This is a genomic window from Spongiibacter nanhainus, assembly GCF_016132545.1.
GTDB lineage: Bacteria > Pseudomonadota > Gammaproteobacteria > Pseudomonadales > Spongiibacteraceae > Spongiibacter > Spongiibacter nanhainus.
Genome location: NZ_CP066167.1, coordinates 1,327,567 through 1,347,060, shown reverse-complemented (window position 1 = coordinate 1,347,060; position 19,494 = coordinate 1,327,567). Strand labels below are relative to the sequence as shown.

Below are 19,494 nucleotides of genomic sequence, written 5' to 3'. Positions count from 1 at the left end.
GGCGGACATGAAAAGCGATGTCCGCCGTACGCTGATGTAAACGTGGGGTGGACAACGATTTTTGTCCACCGTTCGGAGCCACCCAATGGCGGACATAAAAGGCGATGTCCACCGTACGCCGATGTAAACGTAGGGTGGACAACGATTTTTGTCCACCGTTCGGAGCCACCCTATGGCGGACATAAAGGGCGATGTCCGCCGTACGCCGATGTAAACGTAGGGTGGACAACGATTTTTTTTGTCCACCGATTTAGACCCCATAAGGCGAACACAATCGCGATGTTCGCCCCGCGATATGAACCCACCATGATATGAACCATTCCTCTCCCATCGTGCATTTCGATAATGTGCGTTTTGCCTACCAACTTGATCCGGTGCTCGACAACTTCACTTGGTCCTGGCCGGCTGGCGAGCATATTGCCATTCTCGGCGGCAACGGCTGCGGCAAAACCACCCTGGCGTTGTTAATGACGGACAAGGTGCGCCCCAACCGGGGGACCATCACCTTCGGCGATGGTATTGGCCCCGGCGACATTGCCCACGTGTCGTTTGATCTTCACCGGGAGTTGATGGAGCGGGATCGTCGCTTTGACGACAGCGAGACCCGGGAAGACGCCTTTGATAAAGGCACGGCAGTCCGGGATATTATTCTGCAAGGCCGAGAGGCTGACGGGGACTTTGATTCCCTGTGTCAGCGTTTGGGTATTAGCCATATTCTCGACCAGGGCATTCGCTTTATCTCCACCGGCGAGAGCCGTAAAACCTTGTTGGCTCGGTCCTTGATGGCCAAGCCTGCGGCTTTGGTATTGGATAACCCCTTGGAAGGTTTGGATAAAAACGCCCAGCAAGAGATGCGGGATTTGCTGGATGAGCTGATCCATTCCCCTACTCCCCTGTTGATTCTCAGCAAGAATGCCGCTGACATCCCCGATGGCATTGAGCGGGTGTTGCAGCTGAAAGACAGTGTTATAACCGAGCTTGGTAGCGCCACCGAGGCCCGCGTCATCGATCGGCCCCGGGCGCATTTCAGCAAACCTTTACCCATTGACGATGCCCCGGCATGGCCGGCGGACAAAGCGCTGATCAAGCTGGCGAATGTCAGCGTGAACTTTCGTGGCCGCCAGGTCTTGCAAGACATTAACTGGACATTGATGCCCCATCAGCATTGCTGCATTAACGGCCCCAATGGTGCGGGTAAGTCCACCCTCCTCAATTTGCTGTGCGGCGAGAATGACAAGGCCTACAGTCAGCATGTTGAGTTGTTTGGGACCTTGCGAGGCAGCGGTGAAAGCGTGTGGGAGGTAAAAGCACAGTTTGGCCTGCTAAACACCAGCACGCAGTTAACTCACCTTAAGCGCACCAAAGTGATTGATGTATTGGCTTCGGGCTTGTTCGATTCGATTGGTTTGTACAGTAATTATGGCGAGGGCGAACGCCAGAAATTGATGGCGTGGTTAGACGCCTTCGATATGTTGGCCCAGCGGGAGGAGCGATTTGACCGCCTGTCCTTTGGTCAGCAACGGATGATTTTATTGGCCCGGGCCATGGTGAAATCGCCGCGGGTGTTGATTTTGGATGAACCGTGCATTGGTTTGGATGAAGAGCAAAAAGCGCGGTTGTTGGGGGCAGTGGATCAGATTGCCGCCCACGGCCAAACGCGGATTTTGTTTGTTAGCCATCGCAGTGATGAAATCCCCGAGTGTATTAACCAGTGGTTGAGCTTGGTGCCCCACCCCGATGGCGGATACACCGCGGAAATTACCGAATCGTAGGGCGGACAACGATTTTTTGTCCGCCGCAATTAAGGCGGGGGTGGCGGACATGAAAGGCGATGTCCGCCGTACGCAAGGTGATGCATCGAATCCGTAGGGCGTACATCGTCGTTTATGTACGCCTTAACCATGGTGGGAATGACGGACATGAAAAGCGATGTACGCCGCAGCCATGGTGGGAATGGCGGACACAAATGCGGTGTCCGCCCTACGTGTAGTGGTATCGGCATGCAATGATTGTGACTTGATCGCTATCTACCGCGTATACCAAACGGTGGGTATCGTCGATTCGTCTTGACCAAAAACCGGTCAAGCTTTCTTTCAGGGGCTCTGGCTTGCCTATCCCCTCAAACGGTGAACGCTGGGTATCTCGTATCAGCTTGTTGATGCGCTTTAGCGTTTTCTTATCTTGCGATTGCCAGTAGAGGTAGTCCGACCAGGCCTCTCTCGTCCATGAGAGAATTTCAATCTTCGCTGATTCCATGCTGCTTTGTTTTGCCTGCGCGATATTGCTGTATGGATTTTGATAGGTGTGCCGCGTTTGCGGGGCTTTTCAGTAGGTGCACGGTTTCCATGAGACCATTGAATTGGTCTAAAGACATCACAACCGCGTCCTCGCCACCCCGACGACTGATAATAGTGTAGTCAGCGTCGTTAACCACCTGATCCAACACGCTTTTGAGTTTGTTTCGGGCATCCGAAAAGCTTATGACCTTCATTGTATACTGGCCTTTACTTGTACAATATATGGGACAAGTATAACTTGTACAAAAACTTGTGCAAGTTGATTTTAAGCCCCGTTAGGGGTCCACCGCCGTTTATGCACGCCGCAACCACGGTGGAGATGGCGGACACGAAAGCGGTGTCCGCCCTACGTGTTGGTGGTGTCGTCACCCCAATTGGGTGGGTATATCCCCTCCTTCACCGCCCGGTGAAAGGATGAATACGGCCACTCCGTCGCACGGTTTACCCAACCGTGTTTGACCGGGTTCCAATGGACGTAATCCATATGCCGCCAATAATCCTCGTCGTTCCTGATTTGGTGTTCCCAATACCGTCGCTGCCAGATACCTCGCTCGCGCCGGCGGTGTTGCGTCGTTGAGCGCGTTTCGATGTTGGGGAGTTGCTTGGAGAAGCTGCCCTTTATGGCTTTCCAGCGGTTGGGGAAGTCGTCATCGCCCTCCGGCAGGGTCCATATGCAGTGGAGGTGATCGGGCAGGGTCACCCAAGCATTGATTATAAAAGGGCGTCGGGATTTTACGCGACGTACCGATGCACGTAATAGATCGATGTGGTCGATAAGCAGAGTTTGGTCCCGGTCGGCAAGTGTCACAGTAAAAAAATAGCACGCGCCGGGAACGCGAGAGCGGCGGTAGTTGGGCATGGTTCGTCCTTGAGCCTTGCGGTTTTACCGAGGAGTGTGGTGCGTTTAGGTGGTTATGTCCAATTTTGGTTTTGGGGGGATGGCGGACATAAAAGCGATGTCCGCCCTACGCATGGTATTGTATCGAACCCCCAACCGTAGGGCGTACATCGTCGTGTATGTACGCCGCAACCACGGTGAGAATGCGGACATAAAACCGATGTCCGCCGTACGCATGGTATTGCATCGAACCCCAACCGTAGGGCGTACATCGACTTTTATGTACGCCGCAACCACGGTGGCAATGGCGGACACAAAAGCGGTGTCCGCCGTACGCATGGTATTGCATCGAACCCGCAACCACGGGAACACAAATGCGGCGGGAAATCCCGCCAGTCCGTGAACCTTATTCATCGTACCCATCGGGGTTTTGGCTTTGCCAGCGCCAGGTGTCGGCCATCATCCGTTTAAGATCGCCGTCGGCGCTCCACCCCATTAGAGATTCTGCCAAGTCGGCATTGGCCCAGAACGCCGGCAGGTCGCCACTGCGACGGGGCGCAAATTTGTAGGGCACGGCTTGGCCGGTCACTTCTTGAAAGCTGGTCACCATCTCTAACACCGACACCCCGTTGCCGGTACCCAAATTGACGGGTTGAAACCCCGATTTGTCGAGTAAAGCCAACGCGCGGCAGTGGCCATCGGCCAAATCCACCACATGCAGATAATCTCGCACACAGGTGCCATCATCGGTGTCGTAATCGTTGCCGAAGATGGACAGTTCGGGGAGCTTGCCCACCGCCACACGGCTGATAAAGGGCATTAGATTATTGGGGATACCTTTGGGATCCTCACCGATGTGCCCGGAGGGGTGTGCACCGATGGGATTGAAGTAGCGCAGTGCCACCACCGACCAGTTGTCTTCGGCAACGCAGAGGTCCATCAGCACGCGTTCAATCATGGCTTTCGATGCGCCGTAGGGGCTGGAGGGCTGGCCCAGGGGCATGGACTCTTCATAGGGGACGGGGGCGTCGGGTCCGTACACAGTGGCCGAGGAGCTGAAGACCAGGTTCTTTACGCCGGCTTCGGCCATGGCGTCACACAATACCAGTGTGCCGTTAACGTTGTTTTCGTAGTAGCGCAGCGGTTGCTCAACGCTCTCCCCCACCGCTTTCAGGCCGGCAAAGTGAATGACGGCGGCAACCTTGTGGTTGGCAAAAATGTCCAGAAGCAATGCTTTGTCGCGCACATCGCCCTGGTAAAACTGGGGGCGTTTACCGGTGATCGTCTCGATGCGGTCTAGTACGGTGATGCTGCTGTTGACGAGGTTATCGAGGACGATAACGTCTTGGTTCTGTTGCAGCAGTTCGACTACGGTGTGGCTGCCGATGTAGCCGGCGCCGCCTGTGACTAGGATCATTGGGTGAGTGCGTCCTTGGCGTTGGATTGGTGTTGGCGGTGAATAGGCGGACATATAAAGCGATGTCCGCCCTACAGTGTACCGCATATCGTGGGTTCATCCGCACCCGTAGGGCGTACATCGCCGTTTATGTACGCCGCAGCCACGGTGGCAATGGCGGACACGAAAGCGGTGTCCGCCGTACGCAGGGTGGTGCATTGAATCCGTAGGGCGTACATCGCCGTGTATGTACGCCGCAGCCATGGTGGGAATGGCGGACATGAAAAGCGATGTCCGCCGCACGCAGGGTGGTGCGTCGAATCTCGTAGGGCGTACATCGCCGTGTATGTACGCCGCAGCCACGGTGGCAATGGCGGACATGAAATGCGATGTCCGCCGCACGCGGGGTGATGCATCGAACCCCTTAGGGCGTACATCGCCGTGTATGTACGCCGTAACCACGGTGGGAATGGCGGACACAAATGCGGTGTCCGCCGTACGCGGGGTGGTGCATCGAATCCCGTAGGGCGTACATCGCCGTTTATGTACGCCGAAACCATGGCGGCAATGGCGGACATGAAATGCGATGTCCGCCGCACGCGGGGTGATGCATCGAATCCCGTAGGGCGTACATCGCCGTTTATGTACGCCGCGGCCATGGTGGAAATGGCGGACATAAAAGCGATGTCCGCCGTACGCAGGGTGATGCGTCGAATCTCGTAGGGCGTACATTGACGTTTATGTCCACCGCGTATCTGCACCAACTGCTCCGCGCGCACGTACACTGGGTAATCGTGGTGGACAGGAAAGCGCTGTCCACCCTACCATCAAAGTGACTACCTCAGGATTTTGCCCTACATGACCGACGCTGACACTTCCCAATACGGCCGTACCATGCTGATTCTGTTCTGGGTCGGTCTTGTGGCGGTATTGCTGTGGGCGTTCTCTGATTATCTGGATCAGCGCCGCCGAGTCGAGAGCAGTGAGACCGGCACTTATAAAGAAGTGCTGCTGAATAGCTCCCGGGGCGGTCATTACATTGCTAACGGCGAGATCAACGGCCAGCCGGTGCGCTTTATGGTGGACACCGGCGCGACACTGGTGTCGATTCCGGCGACGGTAGCCAGGGATTTGGGACTGCGGGGCGAGGGCAAAGGTGTGGCACAAACCGCCGGGGGGCCAATAGAGGTGCGCTATACACTCCTGGACCGGGTGAGGCTGGGTAATATTGAACTGGAGAACGTGCCCGCCTCCATCAACCCCGATATGCCGGGAATTGACGAAGTGCTGTTGGGGATGTCGTTTCTTCGGGAGCTGGAGGTCACGCATCGCAATAATGAGCTGCGGGTACGACAGTACAATTAATTCGTCGGTTGGGTTGAAGAATGAAACCCAACATATGGCTAATCAAATATTCGCTTGAACCAGTTCCAGGCTTTTTCTCCATCCGGTGCGCAACCGCTGTTGTGGCGCGGCGCGCTGCCCACAATAAAGGGCATATAACGGGCATTGGTACACCAGGACTGGGTCAGGCCACCGTCCTCACCATTGACCCAGTGATATTCCACATTGCGGGCCTGGGTAAAGGGCATCTGTTCAGTGCTCGCCTCGGCCATAAATTGCCGCCATACCCGCAGGGCGCCGCTGGCACCAGTGAGGCCGGTGGAGGCATTGTCGTCCCGCCCCATCCAAACTACTGCCAGATAGTCACCGGCAAAACCGGCAAACCAGGAATCCCGGGTATCGTTACTGGTGCCGGTTTTGCCGGCGACCCGATAGTCCTTGGGCAACATGTTGTAAACACTTTTTCCGGTGCCTTCCCGCACGGTTTCCAGCATGGCGTACTTCAATAGGTGCACCGGCGCCTCTTCAATAACCTGCTTGGGCTGCTGAGGATAACGGGCCAGCGGTTCGCCCTTGCTATCCGACACGGCGTAAATTGTGCGCAGCGGTGTATAGCGACCATCAGCGGCGATAGTCTGATACATGGCGCTCACCTCTATGGGCGCAAGCTCAGCAGCCCCCAGCAACATCGACGGCACTTCCAGCAGCGGCCGGTGTATGCCCAGGCGACGGAAGGTATCCATGACATCACTCAAACCCAGATCGAGGCCCAGGTTGGCAGTAGCCAGGTTGTAAGACTTGGATAATGCCGTGTGCAGGGGCACCATGCCGTGGGTTTTGCGATCGTAGTTTTGCGGCCGCCACAGACTGCCATCACTGGCCGGCACCGATATGGATTCATCCCGCAAGGGCGTCATCAGGGTGTAGTCCCGGGGCCGGGATAAGGCAGTAAGATAAACTGCGGGCTTGGCCAATGAACCGATGGGTCGCAGGGCATCCAGCGCCCGGTTGAAACCGGCATAGCGCGGCTCGCGCCCGCCGATCACCGCCACCACGTCACCGCTATTCACCCGGGTGACCACCATGGCCACCTGCAGCTCTTTGTGGCCATCCCGGTCTGACAGCGTCGCCAATGCCCGTTTCATGGCTTTTTCGGCCCGCCGCTGTAATAGCGGATCAAAGGGCGTGAATATCCGTAAGCCTTTGCTTTGTAGATCCTGCCGGGCGTAGTCCCGACTTAACTGGCGCCGCACCAGGTCAACGTAGGCGGGATAAACCCCTTCCAAGGCCGAGCTCTTCGCCAAACGCAATGGTTCCTTTTGCCAGGCTGCCAGCTGTTCGCTGTTTAACCAGCCTTCTTGCGCCATCAGATTGAGCACCACGTTGCGGCGATTCTCAGCCCGCTCCGGGTGGCGCCAGGGGTCGTAATAGGAGGGGCCTTTTACCATGCCCACCAGCATGGCAACTTGCGCCAAATCCAGCTCGTGGATGGGGCGGTTGAAGTAATGCCGGGCCGCCAGACCAAAGCCGTGGATGGCGCGGTTGCCCTCCTGCCCCAGGTAAACCTCATTAATGTAGGCCTGAAGGATATGATCTTTGCTGTAGTGAACCTCGGTCAGTAGTGCCATTACGGCTTCTTTGGCTTTGCGCCACAAGCTGCGTTCGTTAGTCAGCAGGGTATTTTTGACCAGTTGTTGAGTCAGGGTGCTGCCCCCCTGAACCGTGCGACCGGCCTTGATATTGGCGATAAAGGCCCGGGCAATATCACGGGGAGACACCCCAAAGTGGCTGTAGAAGCGCTGGTCCTCCACCTGCAGCAGGGTCTCGATCAGCATGCGCGGCGTCTCTTCCAGGGTCAGCATCAGCCGGTCTTCGTGGCGGTCGGGGTAGACCCCACCAATTACCATGGGATCGAGCTGCGCTTCGGGAATACGCTGCCCCAACTCGTTGCGCACCGCAGCCACCGTTGTGGGGCCCATGCTCACCTCGATCTTTTTGGCGGGGCGCAGGCCATCGGCAAAGTGGAAGGGACGCAGAAAAATGGTGAACTGGTCGCCACTGCGATTGTAGCTGCCGGGGGCATTGAGCAGGCGCCGGGGCTGATAGCCCAGTTGCTGCAGCGCCTCTTCCAGCTCGTAGGAAGTCAGTATCGCGCCAGAGGCCAGCACCAGTGGACGAGCATATACTTTGGCCGGCTGATCGTAGCGCTGGGCATCAAAGGCGCCCCTCACCTGGGCATCGCAGTAAACCGCCAGCATGGTAAACAAGACCACACCGACGATAGCGAGCTTAACCAGTAGCCCCAGGCTGGGGCGGGGAATTCGAAAACCACGGGACTGACGTTTGCTGGTTTTTTTCTTGGCCGGTTTTTTTGATGGGGATCGCTTGGGCATGTAACTCTCAGTATCGCGATTTGGTGGCTATTGGCCACTTGCATTGCAAAACCGCTAGGTAGCGGGATAATAAAACGCTAAATGTATTGGGTAATGGCAGTCATAAATGAGCAAAGCGAAAAAATATCACGTTTACGGCATCGGTGCGGCCCTGGTCGACACAGAAATTCAAGTCAACGACGACGAACTGGCGGCCATGGAGGTGGACAAAGGTTTGATGACCCTGGTGGACGAAGCCCGTCAACAGCAGCTGTTGGACCAGTTGGAGGGCCATCTGGTTCACTCCAGCCAGGCTAGTGGGGGATCGGCTTGCAACTCGGTAGTGGCGGCGGCGTATTTCGGCGCCAACAGCTATTTCTCGGGCAAAGTTGCCGACGACGAATTTGGCCGCATATTCCTGAATGATATTCGCGCCGCCGGCGTGGCATCCGACTTTGACAGCCCCCGGGACGCCGGCGTCACCGGTAAATGCCTGGTACTGATCAGCCCCGATGCCGAGCGCAGCATGAACACCCATTTGGGCATCAGTGCCGAGTTATCTCATAAAGAGTTGGACGAAGATGCCCTGGCAGACTCCGCCTTTTTTTATATCGAGGGTTATCTGGTGACTTCGGACAGTGGTCGCGCGGCGGCCATCCGCGGGCGGGAAGTCGCCGAGGCAAACAAGGTGAAAACGGCATTGAGCTTTTCCGACCCGGGGATTGTGGCGCACTTTCGCGACGGCCTGGCAGAAATGTTGGGGGGCGGCGTCGACATATTGTTCTGCAACGAGGACGAGGCGTTGAGCTGGGCGGGTTGTGACGATATTGAGGAAGCCATGGACAGCTTGATGGAAGTGGCCCGCACCTTTGCCGTTACCCTGGGTGCGAAAGGCTCCTTGGTGTTTGACGGTGAGACCGTTCACCGCATCGACGCCCATCCGGTGAAAGCGGTGGATACCAACGGCGCCGGGGACATGTTTGCCGGCGCGTTTTTGTATGCCCTCAGCCAGGGCCACGATTACCGTCAAGCAGGTGAATTGGCCAGCCACGCCGCCGGTGTGGTGGTGTCGCAATACGGACCCAGATTACCCGGCCCAATGCACAGCGATATCAAAGCCGCCGTTTTGGGCAGTGCCGCGTAGGGCGGACATCGATTTTATGTCCGCCATCGGTGCCACAATGCGGTGGACATAAAAGGCGATGTCCACCCTACGAAATGCCACACCGCCAATATGCCGGATTTAAACCGGGCTGGCGCCGTTGAGGAATTCTTGTAACTTCTGATCGGCCAGCATGTTCTCCAAGACTTCAACGACCAGAGCATTGATCAACTCGCTGTTCTGGGTATCGCTGGGGGCGTTAAAGAACTTCTGCTGACGTTTCACCCGGTAGCGACCGTTGTAGCTCTGGTTGTTGCGACTGGCCTCTACCCGCACTTCGGCTTCCATGTCCATATCGTGGCCCACGCCATCATCCTCAGGATGATGGTAAACCAGTGAGTCGAAAATGATGTGCAGATCGACGGTGTTGGCATCCAGGCTGTCGACGTTATAACCCAGCGCTTGCAGGTGTTCTTTCACCGCCGGCGTCACCGCGGAGGAAAGATCGTTGGCCAGCGTGATCACTGCGGTCTCTGGATAGGCGCCGCCACGGCTACCCAAGACTTTTTTGGCGCGCTGATCACTGACCCGAACATGAACCGGCTGGCCATTGGCTCTGGGCGCGTCGGGCACCTCGAAACGCGGCGCCAGTTCTACCTTTTGTGGACTCTGGGCGCAGGACGCCAGAATCACTATTACCCCGATAAACCATCCAAGCTTGAGCTTGTTGTTGTACATTTTTTAACCCTGGTTCTAACCCTGTGAAAGCAGATCCCGCAAATCAATAATGGCGGCGTTTGCCCGGCTGATGTAAGACGCCATGACTAACGAGTGGTTGGCCAAAAAGCCAAAACCACCACCATTAAGTATCATTGGGCTATAAATTGCCTGTTGGGTTCCCTCCAATTCGCGAATTATTTGTCGCAAACTGACCAATGCGTTTTTGTTGTCAAGGACATCGGCAAAATCGTGCTCCACCGCCCGCAAAAAGTGAATAAGCGCCCAGGCACTGCCACGAGCCTCAAAAAAGACATCGTCGATCTTCCACCAGGAGGTTTTTACCTCTTGCTCTGAGGCAGTGGGTGTGGACTGCCGGGCATTGGGATCGTTGGCTAAGTCGGTATTGAGGCGCGGCCGACCGACACTGGCACTGAGGCGCTGGGACAAACTGCCCATGCGGTTTTCCACCACCGCCAGCCAATAGCGAAGGTTATCGGCCCGAGCGTAAAACTGCGCCTGGGGCTGATCGACATCGCTGAGGCGGCTGCGGTAGGCCTTCAGGTAGCGGATAGCCTGACGGTATTCAGACTCACTGGCGGGAATCGCCCAACTATTGTTGGAAAAGTTAAAGCGCGGCTCCGCTTTGGAGAGATCGGGATCTTCCTGAGACTGTGACTGAGAGCGACTGAAGCTCTCCCGCATGGCCCGAGTCAAATCCCGCACCTGAGTCAGCACGCCGTATTCCCAGGCCGGCATGTTGTCCATAAACACACCCGGGGGGAAAATGTCGTTGCTGATAAAGCCGCCTGGCTTGTCCAGCATCAAGCTACTGACATCAATCAGTGCCGAGGTGGTGGCCGAGCCTACCACCGAGCTTTTAGCGTCGGCACTGTCGTACTGCTGGGGCGGGTGGTCCGGTGCAAAACTCCAGTAAATCCCCAGCACCATCGACAAGATGACATACGCCACAAGGGCTACCCCGGCGATCCTCAATACCAAGCCATCGCCCAGGCGATCGCGGACAAACTCGCCTGTGTTGCGAAACCAGAGCCGCGGGGATAAACCGGTGAGTTTCATTGTGTAGAGCTCTCCTTAATCGGGGTATGGGTCCAAACCGGACCGTATTTGCCTACCCTTATACTGGGCAGGTCAATGATGGGCGTGGCCCATGTTGTCTTTGTTGCTATTACTTTGGTTGCTATTACTATTGACGCGACCTGTGCCGCTAGCAGATTTGCCTTCTTTTAACACGCTAATCACTGGCGCGCTAAAGGTCAGAGTTTCGCCCCCTGAGGTTTGCAGTGCCAGTGATACGGTATCACCATCTCGCAGCGGGCGGTTGAGTTCAATCAACATTAGGTGCAGCTCGCCCGGTGCGAAAGCCACACTTTGCCCCGCCGGGATGGTGACGCTGGCCTGCTGCTGCATCGACATCATGCCATTGCGGTGGCGATGAGCATGAATTTCTACCCTCTCTGCCACATCGGGCGCTGGCGCAGCCAGCACCTCAAGGTCCCGGTCACCGGTATTTTTCAGTATAAAGAAAGCGGCCGTGTTGCGCTGAGTGGGAGGCAGACCGCGGACATAGGCATCTTCCACCTCAATAGAGGCAGCCTCAGCCTGCGCGGCCATTGCCGCTACTACTGCCACCACTAGGCCTGCGGCCACTGCTAACCATCTTAAACCGCACCGCATTTTCACCATAACAACACTCATCAATGACTTTCCTGTGACGCCTGCATTCACTTTACTGCTCCACCCTGTTGATTGCCGTCGTAACAAATAGCGCAGCCACTCGTCAGACAGAGTGTTCTGTGGGTTAGACCACGCAGTCGTGCATATATTGGCATACAATTATTGGCACACAATGACGCCGACTTTCGCGCCGAGACAATGTCGCCGTCGCAACTGGCAGGTATGATACCGCTACGACCAAAGTGAGTGTATTGATGATCCGATTTTTCCTGTTACTCAGCCTGCTGCTGTTTTCCATTAGCGGCATGGCCCAACCCGGCAACGCGGCAAGCGACGATATTTTTACCGCGCCGCCCTCGGCACAATTCAGCACCTTTGGTGGCGACGAACCGGATTTTCTGCCAGTGGAGCAGGCCTATCAGGTATCGGTTTCGCCACAAAACGGCGGTCAGCCCGATGCCCTGGAGCTGTTCTGGACCATTGCCGAGGGCTACTACCTGTACCGGGAGCGCTTTGATGTCACTGCCAGTCAACCCGCCACTGGCGAGGCCCTGGCTATCGACACCAGCTACCGCAGCGGCAAGGTGAAAGACGACCCCTACTTTGGCAAGACCGAGGTCTACTACAACAGTACTCGGATTGCGGTGACCGGCTTTCCCTCCGATCAGGGCGCAGTGTTGCATATTCGCTCCCAGGGCTGCGCCGATGCGGGGCTGTGTTACCCGCCCCGAGACCAGTATTTTCAGCGCGACGACAGTGGTCAGTTTATCGAGTTAAGTGAAGCGCCCAGTGGTGGCTCCGCCGCCGCTGCTTCATCCAAGCCCCCTCTTCCGACGGCATTGGTCGCCGACGATAACGCGGGCTCGGCCACCAAACTGTGGCTGGTGCTGTTAATGGCTGCCGCCGGTGGCGCCATTCTCAATTTAATGCCCTGCGTGTTCCCGGTATTGGGCTTAAAAGTCCTCAGCTTTGCCAACGCCCACCACGGCAAGCCGGTCAATCACGGCCTGAGCTACAGCATTGGCGTGGTAGCCAGCTTTGTGGCTGTGGCGGCACTGCTAATTGGCCTTCAACAAGCGGGTCGCGCGGTGGGCTGGGGCTTTCAACTGCAGTCGCCATGGTTTGTCGCCGGCCTGGCCTGTTTGTTTTTTGTCTTATCTCTTAACCTGCTGGGGCTGTTTGAGATAGGCGGCCGGTGGATGAACCTGGGCGGCGACCTCAGCCAGGAACCCGGCCTGAAAGGCAGCTTCTTTACCGGGGTATTGGCGACGGTAGTGGCCAGTCCCTGCACTGCTCCCTTTATGGGTACGGCGGTGGGCTTTGCCGCCAGTCAGCCGCCGCTGGTCTCGCTGCTGGTATTTGCCTGCCTGGGGGCCGGTATGGCCTTGCCGGTACTGCTGCTGACGCTCTTTCCCCGGTGGTTAAAGCTGTTACCCAAGCCCGGTCAGTGGATGGTGACCCTGCGTCAGTTCCTGGCTTTTCCGCTGATCGCCACGGCGATCTGGCTGGCCTGGGTGGTGGGTCGACAAACCGGCGCCAGCGGTATGGCCGGCACGCTACTGGCCTGGCTGTTGATCAGCTTTGCTCTGTGGCTGTGGCCACTGCGCAAGCTGGGCAAAGCGCTGGCGCTGGTCAGCCTGATCGCGGCACCGCTGGTTCTCAACGCCACCCTGAGCCGGGATACCACCCCGGTCGCCGGCGGTTTTGACCGACAGCAAATCGACGATCTGCGGCGGCAGGGTCGCAATGTTTTCCTGGATGTTACCGCCGACTGGTGCATTACCTGCGCGGCCAACGAGTCCCTGGTTTTGAACACAGACAGCATTCAGCAAGCCTTTGCCGACGCCAACGTTGCCTATGTCGTGGCTGACTGGACCCGCTACGATCCCGTCATCACCGACTTGCTGGCCGATTATCAACGCAACGGCATTCCCCTCTATGTCTACTACCCCAGCGATGTGAACGCCCCACCCATCATCCTGCCCCAAGTGCTGAGCAAGGGACTGATCCACGATTTACTGGCCTCCCAATCCGCCACTGCAGGGCGCTGAAAAGGCGCCCCGGCAGTGTTAACACCGAACACAATTGTTCACTAAAACCCCAGCGAACGTCTGCAATCGTGCGGACAACTAGCCGCTATCTTAAAAAATTCATCGTATCGGTTGGACTCCCCAAATAATTTGCGGCACAATCCTTAGCTAACAGTTTGTTAATGCTAATTTTTGTTCACAAAAACGGGGAGTTGGCACCCTAAATGGCTTCAATTCTTGTTTTGCATGGCCCCAACCTCAACTTGCTGGGCAGCCGCGAACCCGAAGTCTATGGGCACACCACCCTGGCGGACATCGACAGCCGACTGCAAACCCTGGCCTCCGAGGCCGGGCACCATCTGCAAAGCCTGCAGAGCAATGCCGAATACGAGCTGATAGAGCGCATTCACCTAGCGCGATCCGAAGACATCAACTTCATTATTTTTAATCCCGCCGCCTTTACCCACACCAGCGTGGCACTGCGGGATGCCCTTTTGGGCGTGGCGATCCCCTTTATTGAAGTGCACCTGTCCAACGTGCATCAGCGGGAAGCCTTTCGTCACCACTCTTATTTTTCCGATATCGCCCAGGGCGTGATCTGCGGGCTGGGTGCCCAGGGTTACGAACTGGCCCTGGAGGCGGCGATTGCCCAGCTTCCAGATTAGGCTCAGCGCCAATCACTGATGCCGCGAACCGATTTTGCTACGCACTTTTAACTTGATAAAAAACGAGACGGACTGATGGACATTAGAAAAGTTAAGAAACTGATCGAGTTGCTGGAAGAATCCAACATCGACGAACTGGAAATCAAAGAGGGCGAAGAGTCTGTGCGCATCAGCCGCAACGGCGGCGGTGTACAGGTCGCCGCGCCCCAGGCCTCCATGGCAATGCCCGCTGCGGCGCCCGCACCCGCCCCGGCCGCTGCGCCCGCGGAAGCACCCGCGGCCAAGGAGCCGTCAATTAACGGCCACGTCATCAAGTCGCCCATGGTAGGCACCTTCTACCGCGCACCCTCCCCCGGCTCTCCGGCTTTTGTGGAAGTGGGCCAGCACGTTAAGGCCGGCGACGTGGTGTGCATTGTCGAAGCCATGAAAATGATGAACCAGATCGAGGCCGACAAGTCCGGTACTGTGGAAGCCATTCTGGTGGAAGACGGTGAGCCGGTGGAATTCGACCAAGCGATGATCACCATCGTGTGATAGGCCCACCACATTCGAGACAGTTACAGGGAAATCACACGACATGTTGAAAAAAGTCGTTATCGCCAACCGCGGCGAAATTGCATTGCGTATTTTGCGCGCCTGCAAAGAGTTGGGCATCAAAACCGTGGCGGTGCACTCCGCCGCTGACCGCGACCTGATGCATGTGCGTCTGGCTGACGAAGCGGTGTGTATTGGCCCAGCGCCATCGCCGCAAAGCTATTTGAATATCCCCGCCATTATCAGTGCGGCTGAGGTCACCGACGCCGTGGCCATTCACCCCGGTTACGGTTTCCTCGCGGAAAACGCCGATTTTGCCGAGCAGGTGGAAAAGAGCGGGTTTACCTTTATTGGCCCCACCGCCGATATTATTCGCTTGATGGGGGACAAGGTCTCCGCCATCAAAGCAATGAAGGAAGCCGGTGTCCCCACGGTACCGGGCTCGGATGGCCCGATCACCGATGACGCCGAACGTACCCAGGAAATCGCCCGCAAGATCGGCTACCCAGTAATCATCAAAGCCGCCGCCGGTGGCGGTGGTCGCGGTATGCGGGTAGTTCACAGTGAGGCAGCGCTGCTCAACGCCGTGTATATCACCCAGTCTGAAGCCAAGGCCGCCTTTGGTGACGATACGGTGTATATCGAGAAGTTCCTGGAAAACCCGCGCCACGTGGAAATCCAGGTATTGGCAGACGGCCAGGGCAACGCCATCCATCTCGGTGACCGGGACTGCTCACTGCAGCGCCGCCACCAAAAGGTGCTGGAAGAAGCCCCGGCTCCGGGCATTCCCGATGACATTCGCAACGAAGTTGCGATGTCCTGCGTCAACGCCTGTAAAAAGATTAATTATCGCGGCGCGGGCACCTTCGAGTTCCTCTATGAAAACGGCCAGTTCTTCTTTATTGAGATGAACACCCGGATTCAGGTGGAGCACCCGGTCAGCGAAATGGTGACCAAGGTCGATCTGATCAAAGAGCAATTGAAGGTCGCCGCTGGCGAGAAGTTGTCGCTGACCCAGGACGACATCGTGATTGAAGGTCACGCCTTCGAATGCCGGATCAATGCCGAGGACCCCAAAACCTTTATGCCCTGCCCTGGTAAGGTCAGCCACTATCACGCGCCGGGCGGTTTGGGCGTGCGGGTGGACTCCCACCTCTACAGCGGCTACACCGTTCCCCCCAACTACGACTCGATGATCGCCAAGGTCATCACCTGGGGCGAAAACCGCGAGGTTGCCCTCAATCGCATGCGCAACGCGCTGGACGAACTGATTGTGGACGGCATCCGCACCAACCAGGAACTGCACCGCGACCTGGTCCGGGACAGCGCCTTCCGCGAGGGCGGTATCAGCATCCACTACCTGGAGAAGAAGCTCAAACTCTAAGGTTTGAGCTGCTCCTCTCCCGGCCCTCCGCACTGCCACCATTACAGCGCGGAGGGTTTTCCGGAACACACGACTTAGAGCCAATCTGAATGAGCTGGATGCAATTGCGCTTTGACGCCGAACCGAGCTCGGCTCCGGCACTGGAGGCGGCACTGGAAGGCTGCGGATCGGTAGCCGTAACCATGGAAGACAACGCCGACCAGCCCCTCTATGAGCCGCCCCCTGGCGAAACCCCAATCTGGCAACACACTCGGGTGACGGGGCTGTTCGCCGCCGATACCGATGTCGATGCCCTGCTGGCGCAATTGCGTGCCCTGCTGGGAGACGATCTACCACCACACCGCAGTGAAATTCTCGAGGACCGGGACTGGATTCGGGAATGGATGGACAGCTACCACCCGCTGCAGTGCGGTGAGCGGCTGTGGATCTGCCCAAGCTGGCGAGAGCCCGTTGATCCACAGGCCGTCAATTTGTTGCTGGACCCGGGACTGGCCTTTGGCACCGGCACCCACCCTACTACCTGGCTGTGCCTGCAATGGTTGGACGGCCAGTCGCTGGATGGCTTGACGGTCATCGACTACGGCTGTGGTTCTGGCATCCTGGGCATTGCCGCCCTGCTGCTGGGCGCCAGCAAGGTCATCGCGGTAGACAACGACCCCCAGGCCCTGCGAGCCACCCGTGACAACGCCCAGCGCAACGGCATCGAAGACAGCCGTATCGACTGTTTGCTGCCGGAGCACATTCCCGCTGACCTGAGCGGGGACGTACTGGTGGCCAATATTCTCGCCGGCCCACTGCTATCCTTAGCACCCCAGCTGGCCAGCTACTTGCCCGCAGGCGCGCCGCTGTGCCTGTCCGGGATACTGCACAGCCAGGTCGACGAACTCAGTAACTGCTATCGCCAGTGGTTTGATCATATTGAAGTCGAACAGCGGGAAGATTGGGTTAGAATCAACGCCACCCGACAGCGCTGAAGAAGCATTCAGCGCGGGGTTTATTCATTGAGGGTCTAGTCGCAGCACTCATGTCATCTACCGATAGCGTTACATGTCCCGAATGCCTGACTCGCTTTCGGGTCGATGCCGAGCAATTGGCGCTGGCCAATGGCCTGCTGCGCTGTGGTGTCTGTAGTCATGTGTTCAATGCTAGAGATGACGGCCCGGGCAGCGATATCGACGATGAGGCACGCCAGGATGCAGAGGATACCCAGGGTGATAGCGCCGATACCCAGTCATTCCCCGACGCGCCAAGCCCTGAGCCACTGGACGCACAGCTGACTGACAAGGCATCGCCGGCTCAATCCCAGGGCGAGGCCCATGGTGATTCGTCAAACATTGAGTCGCCCGCAAATGAACAAACCGAGGTCGAGTCACCCGTCCATTCAACTGTCCAGTCAACAGGCAACCAGCCACCCAAAAACAAAGCTGATATCCTGCTGGAAGGCCTGAGCACCGTTAACCACGATTTTGAACACCACCAACACCACCGCCGGGCCAGGCGCTGGCCCTGGTTGCTGCTTAACCTGGTGGCGCTGTTGGTACTGGCCGGACAGGTGGCCTATTGGCAACGCGACGCTTTGTTGGCCAGCCCTGCCCGGGACACCGTTTTGATCGCCTGCCAATGGCTGGCCCTGCCCTGTGAAGCTCAGTCGAGTACCGCGACATCGCCAGCCGGCTCCACGCCCAGCGCCAAACCCTCGCAGGTCAGCACCTCCAGATTACTGGTGCGCAAGCACCCGGAGCGGGATCAGGCCCTTATCGTTGATACCATTCTCATCAACCGTGGCGAGCAGACGGTAGCTTTCCCTCCGCTGTTACTGCGCTTTAGTGACATCAATGGCCAGGAGGTGGCCAGCCGTATTTTTACGCCCTCAGACTACCTCCACGGCGAACTCAACGCCCTCTCCGATCTCGCCCCCCAACAGCCCGTGCACATCGCGCTGGAAATCGTCGACCCCGGCGCCGCAGCGGTCAATTACGAGCTGGAGGTCCTGGCAAGCAATTAGGCATTGCCAAATCCCCTGTTTCAAATTTTTCAAGTCTTTCGAAGACCGCGTCGAGCGAGTATCATAGCCGGCCTGTTTTTCCACGGTCACTCTTTCCCGGGGCTCGTCGATGATCCACATCGGTCCTCACAAGCTCGATGCGCGCGCCGTTTTGGCACCCATGGCTGGTATCACCGACCAGCCATTCAGGCGCCTGTGCCGGGAATATGGCGCCGGCCTGACCGTGTCGGAAATGCTGATCGGCAACAGCGACCTTTGGCATACCCGCAAAAGCGCCCTGCGTCTAGCCAGCACCGACAACAGCGGCCTGCGAGCCATACAGATTGCCGGCGCTGACCCGGCGATGATGGCGGACGCCGCCCGCCGCTGCCAGGCTGCCGGCGCTGATATCATCGATATCAATATGGGCTGCCCGGCCAAAAAGGTGTGTAAGCGCGCTGCCGGCTCAGCGCTGCTTCGCGAACCCCAGCTGGTGGCCACTATTTTGCAAGCCGTGGTCGCCGCCGTGGATGTGCCGGTCACCTTGAAAATACGCACCGGCTGGTCCCCCGAGCAGCGCAACGGCATCGATATCGCCCGTTTGGCAGAAGACAGCGGTATTCAATCGCTGGCTGTGCACGGTCGCACCCGGGCCTGCCGCTTCAATGGCCGCGCCGAGTACGACACTATTGCCGCCATCAAGCAGTCGGTATCGATTCCGGTCTGGGCCAACGGCGATATTACCTCGGCGGAACAGGCCGCTCGGGTACTGCATCACACCGGCGCCGACGGTGTGATGATCGGTCGCGGTGCGCAGGGGCGCCCGTGGTTGTTTAGGGAGATCAACCACTACCTGCAAACCGGCCAACATGCTCCAAAAGCCTCCATGGCTGAGCAAGGGGCAGTGCTACTTCGCCACCTCGGCGACATGCACCACTTTTACGGCGATCACCAGGGGCTGCGCATCGCGCGCAAGCACTGCAGCTGGTATTTGGATGAATTGGATAGCGACAAAGCCTTTCGACGCGAATTCAACCGCCTCGATAGCGCTGCCGCTCAACTCGATGCTGTTCACGGCTTTTTTGAACAGCACGCACGACTACGACAGGACAGAGCAGCATGAACCTAAGCAC

The 19,494-nt window shown here is 57.5% G+C and carries 18 protein-coding genes; 10 read left to right on the top strand and 8 right to left on the bottom strand.

The window, feature by feature from the left end:
* Positions 1–311 precede the first annotated feature (311 nt).
* Entirely contained in the window at positions 312–1,772 is a 1,461-nt protein-coding gene (locus I6N98_RS06140) for an ATP-binding cassette domain-containing protein (RefSeq protein WP_198570911.1), read from the top strand.
* 208 nt (positions 1,773–1,980) lie between these two features.
* Here the strand turns inward: I6N98_RS06140 and I6N98_RS06135 are convergent, their stop codons facing one another.
* The 4 genes from I6N98_RS06135 to galE form a co-directional block, all read right to left on the bottom strand.
* Positions 1,981–2,256: a Txe/YoeB family addiction module toxin gene (locus tag I6N98_RS06135; RefSeq protein ID WP_198570910.1), complete on the bottom strand. Its 276-nt coding sequence runs from the start codon at positions 2,254–2,256 to the stop codon at positions 1,981–1,983.
* Positions 2,237–2,491 (bottom strand): type II toxin-antitoxin system Phd/YefM family antitoxin, encoded by a 255-nt coding sequence (locus I6N98_RS06130; RefSeq protein WP_198570909.1) that lies wholly within the window; start codon positions 2,489–2,491, stop codon positions 2,237–2,239. The genes I6N98_RS06135 and I6N98_RS06130 overlap by 20 nt, the downstream gene beginning before the upstream one ends.
* Positions 2,492–2,643: 152 nt before the next feature.
* A complete protein-coding gene (locus I6N98_RS06125) occupies positions 2,644–3,156 on the bottom strand; it encodes an REP-associated tyrosine transposase (RefSeq protein ID WP_198570908.1) in 513 nt (170 codons plus the stop codon).
* A 385-nt stretch (positions 3,157–3,541) separates the two neighbouring features.
* Positions 3,542–4,552 (bottom strand): UDP-glucose 4-epimerase GalE, encoded by a 1,011-nt coding sequence (gene galE, locus I6N98_RS06120; protein WP_198570907.1) that lies wholly within the window; start codon positions 4,550–4,552, stop codon positions 3,542–3,544.
* Between the two features lie 837 nt (positions 4,553–5,389).
* Here galE and I6N98_RS06115 point away from each other — a divergent pair.
* Positions 5,390–5,896: a retropepsin-like aspartic protease family protein gene (locus I6N98_RS06115; RefSeq protein WP_198570906.1), complete on the top strand. Its 507-nt coding sequence runs from the start codon at positions 5,390–5,392 to the stop codon at positions 5,894–5,896.
* A 38-nt stretch (positions 5,897–5,934) separates the two neighbouring features.
* On the opposite strand, the gene mrcB is transcribed toward I6N98_RS06115, so the two are convergent.
* Positions 5,935–8,268: a penicillin-binding protein 1B gene (mrcB, locus tag I6N98_RS06110; RefSeq protein WP_198570905.1), complete on the bottom strand. Its 2,334-nt coding sequence runs from the start codon at positions 8,266–8,268 to the stop codon at positions 5,935–5,937.
* 106 nt (positions 8,269–8,374) lie between these two features.
* Between mrcB and I6N98_RS06105 the strand changes: the two genes are divergently transcribed.
* A complete protein-coding gene (locus I6N98_RS06105) occupies positions 8,375–9,391 on the top strand; it encodes an adenosine kinase (RefSeq protein WP_198570904.1) in 1,017 nt (338 codons plus the stop codon).
* 99 nt (positions 9,392–9,490) lie between these two features.
* Here the strand turns inward: I6N98_RS06105 and I6N98_RS06100 are convergent, their stop codons facing one another.
* The 3 genes from I6N98_RS06100 to I6N98_RS06090 form a co-directional block, all read right to left on the bottom strand.
* Complete coding sequence (locus tag I6N98_RS06100) at positions 9,491–10,087, bottom strand: YajG family lipoprotein (RefSeq protein WP_198570903.1); 597 nt, start codon at positions 10,085–10,087, stop codon at positions 9,491–9,493.
* A 15-nt stretch (positions 10,088–10,102) separates the two neighbouring features.
* On the bottom strand, positions 10,103–11,146 hold the full coding sequence (locus I6N98_RS06095; RefSeq protein ID WP_198570902.1) for a DUF2333 family protein: 1,044 nt from the start codon (positions 11,144–11,146) through the stop codon (positions 10,103–10,105).
* A 72-nt stretch (positions 11,147–11,218) separates the two neighbouring features.
* A complete protein-coding gene (locus I6N98_RS06090) occupies positions 11,219–11,785 on the bottom strand; it encodes a copper chaperone PCu(A)C (RefSeq protein ID WP_232787482.1) in 567 nt (188 codons plus the stop codon).
* Positions 11,786–12,018: 233 nt separating this feature from the next.
* On the opposite strand from I6N98_RS06090, the gene I6N98_RS06085 reads away from it, so the two are divergent.
* The 7 genes from I6N98_RS06085 (at position 12,019) to dusB (ending at position 19,484) form a co-directional block, all read left to right on the top strand.
* On the top strand, positions 12,019–13,815 hold the full coding sequence (locus tag I6N98_RS06085; RefSeq protein ID WP_232787481.1) for a protein-disulfide reductase DsbD family protein: 1,797 nt from the start codon (positions 12,019–12,021) through the stop codon (positions 13,813–13,815).
* A 203-nt stretch (positions 13,816–14,018) separates the two neighbouring features.
* Entirely contained in the window at positions 14,019–14,459 is a 441-nt protein-coding gene (gene aroQ, locus I6N98_RS06080; RefSeq protein ID WP_198570901.1) for a type II 3-dehydroquinate dehydratase, read from the top strand.
* 75 nt (positions 14,460–14,534) lie between these two features.
* Positions 14,535–14,993: an acetyl-CoA carboxylase biotin carboxyl carrier protein gene (accB, locus tag I6N98_RS06075; protein WP_198570900.1), complete on the top strand. Its 459-nt coding sequence runs from the start codon at positions 14,535–14,537 to the stop codon at positions 14,991–14,993.
* 43 nt (positions 14,994–15,036) lie between these two features.
* A complete protein-coding gene (accC, locus tag I6N98_RS06070; protein WP_198570899.1) occupies positions 15,037–16,377 on the top strand; it encodes an acetyl-CoA carboxylase biotin carboxylase subunit in 1,341 nt (446 codons plus the stop codon).
* 89 nt (positions 16,378–16,466) lie between these two features.
* Complete coding sequence (gene prmA, locus I6N98_RS06065; protein ID WP_198570898.1) at positions 16,467–17,351, top strand: 50S ribosomal protein L11 methyltransferase; 885 nt, start codon at positions 16,467–16,469, stop codon at positions 17,349–17,351.
* 50 nt (positions 17,352–17,401) lie between these two features.
* Complete coding sequence (locus I6N98_RS06060; RefSeq protein ID WP_198570897.1) at positions 17,402–18,382, top strand: DUF3426 domain-containing protein; 981 nt, start codon at positions 17,402–17,404, stop codon at positions 18,380–18,382.
* A gap of 109 nt (positions 18,383–18,491) precedes the next feature.
* Positions 18,492–19,484 (top strand): tRNA dihydrouridine synthase DusB, encoded by a 993-nt coding sequence (gene dusB, locus I6N98_RS06055; protein WP_232787480.1) that lies wholly within the window; start codon positions 18,492–18,494, stop codon positions 19,482–19,484.
* Positions 19,485–19,494 lie beyond the last annotated feature (10 nt).